This is a genomic window from Pseudomonas sp. MONT-RG-20F-20-E-7-02, assembly GCF_022662395.1.
Classification (GTDB): domain Bacteria; phylum Pseudomonadota; class Gammaproteobacteria; order Pseudomonadales; family Pseudomonadaceae; genus Aquipseudomonas.
Window position 1 is genome coordinate 75,489 of the sequence record NZ_JAKNQN010000014.1, and the last position, 8,188, is coordinate 83,676.

General features: G+C 61.8%; 6 protein-coding genes. 2 read left to right on the top strand and 4 right to left on the bottom strand.

Features of this window, described 5'->3' with window-relative positions:
• Positions 1-50: 50 nt before the first annotated feature.
• Entirely contained in the window at positions 51-2,408 is a 2,358-nt protein-coding gene (locus L8I05_RS27795) for a DNA polymerase II (protein ID WP_242175661.1), read from the bottom strand.
• A gap of 217 nt (positions 2,409-2,625) precedes the next feature.
• Between L8I05_RS27795 and L8I05_RS27800 the strand changes: the two genes are divergently transcribed.
• Positions 2,626-4,860: a TonB-dependent siderophore receptor gene (locus tag L8I05_RS27800; protein WP_242175688.1), complete on the top strand. Its 2,235-nt coding sequence runs from the start codon at positions 2,626-2,628 to the stop codon at positions 4,858-4,860.
• 96 nt (positions 4,861-4,956) lie between these two features.
• Here L8I05_RS27800 and L8I05_RS27805 read toward each other — a convergent pair whose 3' ends face one another.
• Positions 4,957-5,424 (bottom strand): SRPBCC family protein, encoded by a 468-nt coding sequence (locus L8I05_RS27805; RefSeq protein WP_242175709.1) that lies wholly within the window; start codon positions 5,422-5,424, stop codon positions 4,957-4,959.
• Between the two features lie 96 nt (positions 5,425-5,520).
• Here L8I05_RS27805 and L8I05_RS27810 point away from each other — a divergent pair, with 96 nt between their 5' ends.
• Positions 5,521-5,922 carry a GFA family protein gene (locus L8I05_RS27810; protein ID WP_242175754.1) on the top strand — a complete coding sequence of 134 codons (402 nt, stop codon included), beginning with the start codon at positions 5,521-5,523 and terminating at the stop codon, positions 5,920-5,922.
• A gap of 1 nt (position 5,923) precedes the next feature.
• On the opposite strand, the gene mrdA is transcribed toward L8I05_RS27810, so the two are convergent.
• Both mrdA and L8I05_RS27820 read right to left on the bottom strand, forming a co-directional pair.
• On the bottom strand, positions 5,924-7,816 hold the full coding sequence (gene mrdA / locus L8I05_RS27815) for a penicillin-binding protein 2 (RefSeq protein ID WP_177017588.1): 1,893 nt from the start codon (positions 7,814-7,816) through the stop codon (positions 5,924-5,926).
• A gap of 195 nt (positions 7,817-8,011) precedes the next feature.
• Entirely contained in the window at positions 8,012-8,170 is a 159-nt protein-coding gene (locus tag L8I05_RS27820) for an aldehyde dehydrogenase family protein (protein WP_242175775.1), read from the bottom strand.
• Positions 8,171-8,188: the final 18 nt, after the last annotated feature.

The following is an 8,188-nucleotide window of genomic DNA, read 5'->3' on the forward strand; positions in this document are numbered from 1 at the left end:
GGTCATCAGAGGCCAAGAGTGCAGGCTGTGATCGGCGCGAAGCAAGCGTTTTAGAACAGGCCCATTTGCCCACCGACCAGGGTGGCGAAATCATCATTGACGAACGGCAGGATCGCGTCCGCCACCGGCTGCAGTTGCCGCGTCACGTAGTGGTCGTAGTCGATGGGCGCCTGGCGTACTTCCAGCGGTTCCGGGCCGTTGACGCTGATCACGTAGCTGATCCAGCCGCCGCGCTGGTATTGGCGCGGGCGCCCCAGGCGGTCGTTGTAGTCATCCGCTAGGCGCGCGGCGCGCACATGCGGCGGCACGTTGCGCTCGTAGTCGTCGAGTTGGCGGCGCAGGCGTTTGCGGTAGATCAGCAGGTCGTCGAGTTCGCCGCTAAGGGTACGGCGCACGTAGTCGCGCACATAGTCCTGATGGGGCTGGCGATGGAAAATGCGCTGGTAAAGCTCCTGCTGGAACTGCCGGGCCAGGGGCGACCAGTCGCTGCGCACGGTTTCCAGGCCTTTGTAGATCATGTCTTCGCGGCCATCGGCGTGCACGACCAGGCCGGCGTAGCGCTTTTTGCTGCCCTCTTCGGCGCCACGAATGGTTGGCATGAGGAAGCGGCTGAAGTGGGTCTCGTATTGCAGTTCGAGGGCGCTTTGCAGACCGTATTCGCTGTGCAAATGCGCGCGCCACCAATCGTTGACGTGCTGCACCAGTTCCCGGCCGATGCGGCTGGCATCCTGAGCCGCATGCGCGCTGCCGAGCCAGACGAAGGTGGAGTCGGTGTCGCCGTAGATCACCTCGTAACCCTTGGCCTCCACCAGCTCGCGGGTCTGGCGCATGATCTGGTGCCCACGCATCGTGATCGAGGACGCCAGCCGCGTGTCGAAGAAGCGGCAACCGCTGGAGCCGAGTACGCCATAGAAGGCGTTCATGATGATTTTCAAGGCCTGGGACAGTGGCGCGTTGTGGTCGCGCTTGGCGGCTTCGCGGCCCTCGGAAACGCGCGTAACGATGGACGGCAGGCAGTGCCGGGTGCGGGAGAAACGCGCGCCGCGAAAGCCTTCCACCGACTCGCTGTCTTCGGGGTGTTTGAGGCCTTCGATCAGCCCCACCGGGTCGATCAGGAAGCTGCGGATGATCGACGGGTAAAGGCTTTTGTAATCGAGCACCAGCACCGATTCGTAGAGGCCGGGGCGCGAGTCCATGACGAATCCACCGGGGCTGGCCTGGGGCGGTTTGTCGCCCAGGTTCGGCGCGACAAAGCCCTGGCGGTGCATCAGCGGCATGTACAAGTGGGTGAACGCCGCCACGGAGCCGCCGTTGCGATCGGCCGGCAGCCCAGTGACGCTGGCGCGTTCGAGCAGGAACTTGAGCAGCTCGGTCTTCTCGAAAATCCGCGTGACCAGCTCGCAGTCCTTGAGGTTGTAGCGCGCCAGGGCGGGCTTGTCCTCGGCGAACATGCGGTTGATTTCGTCCATGCGCTGGTACGGCGTGGAGATGTCCTTGCCTTCGCCGAGCAGGGTTTGCGCGACGTTTTCCAGGCTGAAGGATTCAAAGCTCCAGGTCGCCGAACGCAGGGCTTCGATGCCATCGATAATCAGGCGCCCCGCCGCCGCTGCGAAGTAGTGATTGCGGCTGCCGTGTTCGCGCCAGGCCATGGCTTCGCCGCCACGCCCAAGCAGCAGCGGCACGTTGAGGCGCTGGGCGTGTTCGTGCAGCACACGCAGGTCGAACTGCACCACGTTCCAACCGATGATTGCATCGGGGTCATGGGTGGCCAGCCACTGGTTGAGGCGTTCGAGCAGTTGGGCGCGGGTGTCGCAATAGTCGAGCTTGAAGTCCACCGCGTCGGTTTTGTTCGGCGGGCCAAGCATGTACACCTGGCGCTCGCCGCAGCCTTCGAGGGCGATGGAATAGAGATCGCCTTGGGCGGTGGTCTCGATGTCCAGGGACACCAGCTTCAGCGGCGGGCGGTAGTCGGGCGCGGGTTTCATCTGCGCGTCGATCAAGGTGCCGCTGGCGTCAGGTGTGCCACCGAACCACACCGGGGCAGTGATGAAGCGCTCCATCATGTAGCGCTCGGGCGGGCGCACGTCGCCTTCGTAGACATCCACACCGGCGGCGCGCAGGCGCTTTTCCAGCTCCATCAATTGACGATGCTGTCGGGTGTAGAGGCCCAGTACCGGGCGGTGATGGAAATCGCACAGTTGCAGCGGGCGCAGTTCGACATCGCGCTCGCCGTTGAGCAGCCAGCCCAGCGGCTTGCGGTAGGCCTCAGGGATAAACATCACCGAAGTTTGTACGGGTAGGCGCACGCACCGGGGGCCTTGGTCGGTCACCAGCCAGAAACTGACCTCCGTGCCCGCTGCCGTGTCGCGCCAATGCCGGGTCAGGACAAAACCCTGCTGTAAATCCACCGTACCGCACCTCAGGAATCGCTTTCAGGGCGTGATTCTACTCGGCATCCGCGTCACGCGGCACGTTAACGCGCACGCAGACCGCAATCTCACAAATTTGTTGCAGAACATTAATAACAATCACTATCATTCGCACCGGAGTCGTATCCGCGCAGCGAGGACGCGCAACGTTGTTGCCCTTTTCCTCACCATTGACGGTTCGCCGTCAGGATCGACCATGCCCTCCCGTACCCGACCTTGCGTGCCGTTTCGCCCTACCCTGCTCGCCCTTTGCTGCTCCGTGAGCCTTGCTGCTCATGCTGAAACCCCAGTCACCCCGCAGGATGCGAATAACCGTCAGGACGGCCACACACTGGAATTGGGTGCCACCAACATCAATGCCGACGCGCCCGCGCCGAACGCCCTGCCCCCGGTGTACGCCGGAGGCCAAGTGGCACGCGGCGGACAACTGGGTGTGCTGGGCAACCAGGACATCATGGACGTGCCGTTCAGCATGTCCTCCTACACCGAGAAATTGATTCGCGACCAGCAGGCGGAAAACGTCGGCGATGTGCTGCTCAATGACTCGTCCGTGCGCCAGGCATCGGGCTATGCGAACCAGGCCCAGGCCTTTGTGATTCGTGGCTTGCCGCTCAATGGCGACGACATTTCCTTCAACGGCCTGTACGGCATCCTGCCACGCCAGATCATGTCCACCGACGCGCTGGAGCGGGTTGAAGTGTTCAAGGGCCCCAACGCCTTTATCAACGGGGTAACGCCGGGCGGTTCAGGGATTGGCGGCGGTGTGAACCTGCAACCCAAGCGCGCCGATGATGTGCCGCTGCGCCGGTTCAGCACAGACATCAGCAACGATGGCCGCGTGGGCGAACACCTCGACATCGGCCAGCGTTTTGGTGAGGACAACCGCTTTGGCGCGCGGGTGAACCTGTCCCAGCGCGAAGGCGATACCGGCATCGATGATGAAAACCAGCGTTCCAAGCTGTTCTCCATCGGCCTGGATTACCGCGGCGATGCGCTGCGCGTGTCGGGCGACTTTGTGTATCAGAAGCAGCAGGTCAACGGCGGGCGCAATACGGTATTGCTCGGCAACGGGTTGACCCATCTTCCGAGCGCGCCGTCGGCCGATACCAACTACGCGCCGAGCTGGGGCACCACCAGCCTTGAAGACACCTTCGGCATGCTGCGTGGCGAGTACGACCTCAACGACAATTGGACCGCCTACATCGCCGGCGGCGCCAAGCACACCAACGAGATCGGGCGTTATTCGTCGGTCACCCTGATCGACTCACTCGGTAACGCCACCGTCAGCGGCTCGAACATCGCGCACCAGGAAGACAACACCAGCCTGATGGCCGGCCTCAACGGTAAGTTCCAGACCGGCGCGGTCAGCCACACATTGAACCTGGGCCTGACCGGCATCTGGACCCAGGCCCGCAACGCCTTTGACTTCGCGTCCGGCAGCCAGCCGACGAATATCTACAACCCGGCGGACGTGAGCGCACCGGCCAAGGGCGGCTTCACCTCCGGCAGCGACCTGAACGACCCAGGCATCACCGCCAAGACTTTCGCCCGCAGCGCGGCGGTGTCGGACACCTTTGGGTTTATGGATGACCGCTTGCTGTTCACGGCCGGCCTGCGTCGCCAGGAACTGGTGGTTCAGGGCTATGCGTACGGAACCGGTGAGCGCACCGCCAACTACGCCAAGGGCATCACCACGCCGGTGTATGGCCTGGTGTTCAAGCCGTGGGAGCATGTGTCGTTCTACGCCAACCACATTGAAGGCCTGGCGTCCGGGCCGACTGCACCGACGACGTTTGGCGGCTCCAAGGTCACCAACGCCAACCAGACCTTCGCACCGGCGCGCTCGAAACAGACCGAGGCTGGGGTGAAACTGGATATGGGCAGCTACGGGGCAACTTTGGGCGTGTACCGAATCGAGCAACCGACTCAGGGCTTCTCCCAACTGAACGCCGATCAAAGTGCGACCTTTGTATTCCAGGGTGAGCAAATCAACAAAGGCGTGGAGCTGAACGTATTCGGTGAGCCGATTGCCGGCCTGCGCCTGTTGGGCGGCGCGACGATTATTCACACCGAAGTCAACGGCACCCAGAACGGCGCCAACGACGGCAACCGCGCCGTGGGCGTGCCGACGTTCCAGCTTAACGCCGGCGTGGACTGGGATGTACCGGGCCTGCAAGGCGTGACCGTCAACGGGCGCATGCTGCGCACTGGCGGCCAGTACGCCGACCCGGCCAACAACCTCAGCCTGCCGACCTGGAACCGCTTCGATGTGGGCGCACGCTACAACTTCAAGGTCGCCCAGCGTGATGTGACCTTGGGCGCGACGGTGGAGAACGTCGCCAATACCAAGTACTGGGAATCGGCATTGGGAGGCTATCTGACCCAAGGCGACCCGCGCGTGGCCAAGCTCTCGGCGACGGTGGATTTCTAAACGCATGACTAAGCAGTGGGTCAGCGGATTTGCGCACCGCTGACTCACGAAGGCTGACAACAATAAGGGCGGGCATCAGCAAGATGCCCGTTCGGCTCAGGCGCGACGGGCCTGGTCCAGATAGGTTTCGATGTTGCTCATTTGTTCATCCCACCCGCGGGAGTTCATCTTGAAGGCTTTCTGGCGTCGGCCTTCGGGCACCGCGTCAAAGCCGGATTCAACTACCCGCAGCAGAATGCCCGGCGCACGGTCTTCAATGGTGAACTCCACCAGGGTCGGTGTTTCGCTGTCGTAGTCGACGCCCTTTTCAACCGCGTAAGGGTGCCACCGGAACGAGAACAGCGTTTGCGGCAGGATGCGTTCGATCTTGGCGTTCCATACCACGTGTTCGTAGCCAGGATAAGTAATCTGAGCCTTGATGGTTTCCCCGGTGGCAAAGTGTTTGCCCTTGAGGGCGATGCCAAACCAGCTGCCGAATTGCTCGGCGTCAGTAAGTGCTTCCCACACCTGTTTACGTGAAGCGTTGAGCAGGACTTTTCGTTCGATGCGATCTAATACGTGCATAAGTCACCTCCTCCATTGACAGTAGGCGACATCGACCGATGCGCAACCTTGGGTTGTGCGCGATGATGAGCCTCTCCTTGATCAGGCAATACGTGTATGACTGACCCGTTGAATGGAAGTTGCTTCTGCAAAGCCGTGCGCTACCAAGTGGACAACCTGGACATGCCTATCAGCCATTGCCACTGCGACAGCTGCCGCAAGGTGCATGCCGCCGCGTTTGTGGCCACGGCCGGGGTGATGCGCGAGCATTTCCGCTGGACCCAGGGCGAAGCGCTGCTGTCCTCGTTTGAATCGTCGCCGGGCAAGCTCCGGCATTTCTGCTCGCGCTGCGGCTCACACCTGATGGCGGAGCGTGGGCATCAGCCCCATGTGATTGTGCGGGTGGCGACGCTGGATGATGATCCGGGCGTACGGCCCACCGCGCACATCTGGACGTCCCACAATGTGCCCTGGCTTGCCTATGAGGGCGTCGAGCAGTGGGACGAGTGGAAGGCCTGATTTAGACGTGCGGGTCACCGGGAGCTTTGGCCGGCGTCGCGTATTGCGGCTTCAGGTGACCTTCCTGGTCGAGTAACCAGGCGTCCATGATTTGCCGCACCACGGGGCCTGCCACACGGCCACCGGCCTCGCCGTTTTCGATCATCACCGAGATCACGATTTTCGGGTGTTCGGCCGGCGCGAACCCGACAAACAAGGCGTTGTCGCGATGGCGTTCCAGGGTCTTGTTACGGTTGTAACGCTCGCCCTGCTTGATCGCCACCACTTGTGCCGTACCACTCTTGCCGGCGATGCGGTATTGCGCGCCCAGCGCCGCTGCCCGGGCGATGCCGCGCGGGTCATGCATCACCAGCTGCATACCGTGGTTAACCTGCTCCCAGTCACGCGGGTCCTTGAGGACCACGTTGGGCATTGGGTTTTCATCCACTGGTGGCACGCCGTTGATGGTCTTGGCCAGGTGCGGCCGGTTCCACACGCCCTTGTTGGCAATCAACGCAGTGGCCTGGGCCAACTGCAACGGGGTAACTTGCATGTAGCCCTGGCCGATACCGAGGATCACGGTTTCGCCCGGGAACCACGGCTGGCGCCGTGTCGCACGCTTCCAGGCCTGGGAAGGCATCAGGCCGGCTGACTCTTCGAACATGTCGAGGGAGACCTTCTGGCCGAGGCCGAACTCGGCCAGGTAGTCGTGCAGCCTGTCGATGCCCAGCTTGTGGGCCAGGTCGTAGAAGTAGGTGTCATTGGAACGCATGATCGCGGCGTCCATGTCCACCCAGCCGTCGCCGCTGTGGTTCCAGTTACGGTATTTGTGGTCAAAATCGGGCAATTGGTAGTAGCCGGGATCGAACACGCGGGTTTGCGCGGTGACCACGCCACTGTCCAGACCGGCGATGGCGACTTCCGGCTTGATGGTCGAACCGGGCGCATAGAGCCCACGCAGCACGCGGTTGAACAGCGGACGGTCGATGGAATCATGCAGCGCCGCGTATTCCTTGAAACTGATGCCGGTGACGAACAGATTCGGGTCAAAGCTGGGCTTGCTGACCATCGCCAGTACTTCGCCGGTTTGCGGGTCGAGGGCGACCACCGAACCACGCCGGTCGCCCAAGGCTTCTTCCGCCGCTTCCTGCAATTTGACGTCGAGGCTCAGGACGATGTTTTTGCCGGGGATCGGGTCGGTGTGCTTGAGCACGCGCAATACGCGCCCCTGGGCGTTGGTCTCGACCTCTTCATAGCCCACGTGGCCGTGCAGCTCGGACTCGTAGAAACGCTCGATGCCGGTCTTGCCGATGGACTGCGTACCGCGGTACTCCACGGAGTCGAGGGCTTTGGATTCTTTTTCGTTGATGCGACCGACATAACCAATCGAGTGGGCGAAGTGCGCGCCCAGCGGGTAATGCCGGACGAATTGCGGCTCGACGTCCACACCGGGCAGACGGAACTCGTTAACCGCCAGTACGGCGATCTGTTCTTCGGTCAACTCGTAGAACAACGTTACAGGCACGAAAGGATGACGCGCCTGCTTCAGCGCCTTGTCAAACACAGCGCGGTCTTCGGCGGGCAAGTGCAACAGGCTGACGATGGCGTCCAGTTCACCCTTGAGGTCGGTGGTGCGTTCGCGGGTGATGGTCAGGTTGTAGCTGGGGCGGTTGTCGGCCAGCACCACGCCGTTGCGGTCATAGATCAGCCCGCGCGTCGGCGTAATAGGCAGTACGTGGACGCGGTTGTTTTCAGAAATCGTGGAGTGGTAGTCGTACTGCACCACTTGCAGGAAATACATGCGGCCCACCAGGGCGCAGGTGATGCCGATGACCAACAGCGCACAGGCGAGCAGGCGCTTGTTGACCAGGCGGTTTTCTTTTTCGTGGTCCTTGATCGGTATCGGTTCAGGCATTTCTACAGCATCTCGTTGAAGAAGGTGGACGCCGCGTCCTGCGGATGAAAGATCAATCCTTGTGAAAATGTGCTGCACCATACCAAAAATGCAGAAACACTTTGCATCGATTTCCCCAACGGCATGCTGTTTTGTCAGACGAGGACTGATTTTGGCTCCAGAAAGGCTTCCAAACCGAACGTGCCGCCCGATTGTTTAAAGCCCCGAAGGCGCGCGGGGTTCGTGGGCCAGCGTGTTGATCAGCACACGACCTGTATCGATGCGTGTGGCGAGTGGGCCGGCTCTGTGTCGATTTGAAGTCAGAATGTAAGCCTGGAGACCGTAAGGCGTATTGGCGATGGTCAGCGCTTCCATTGGCTTTCCGACCGTCCA

Excerpts from the sequence above, each read along its gene's own strand:
- mrdA (WP_177017588.1), bottom strand. The coding sequence starts at position 7,816 with ATGCCTGAACCGATACCGATCAAGGACCACGAAAAAGAAAACCGCCTG.
- L8I05_RS27800 (WP_242175688.1), top strand. The coding sequence starts at position 2,626 with ATGCCCTCCCGTACCCGACCTTGCGTGCCGTTTCGCCCTACCCTGCTC.
- L8I05_RS27810 (WP_242175754.1), top strand. The coding sequence starts at position 5,521 with ATGACTGACCCGTTGAATGGAAGTTGCTTCTGCAAAGCCGTGCGCTAC.
- L8I05_RS27805 (WP_242175709.1), bottom strand. The coding sequence starts at position 5,424 with ATGCACGTATTAGATCGCATCGAACGAAAAGTCCTGCTCAACGCTTCA.
- L8I05_RS27820 (WP_242175775.1), bottom strand. The coding sequence starts at position 8,170 with ATGGAAGCGCTGACCATCGCCAATACGCCTTACGGTCTCCAGGCTTAC.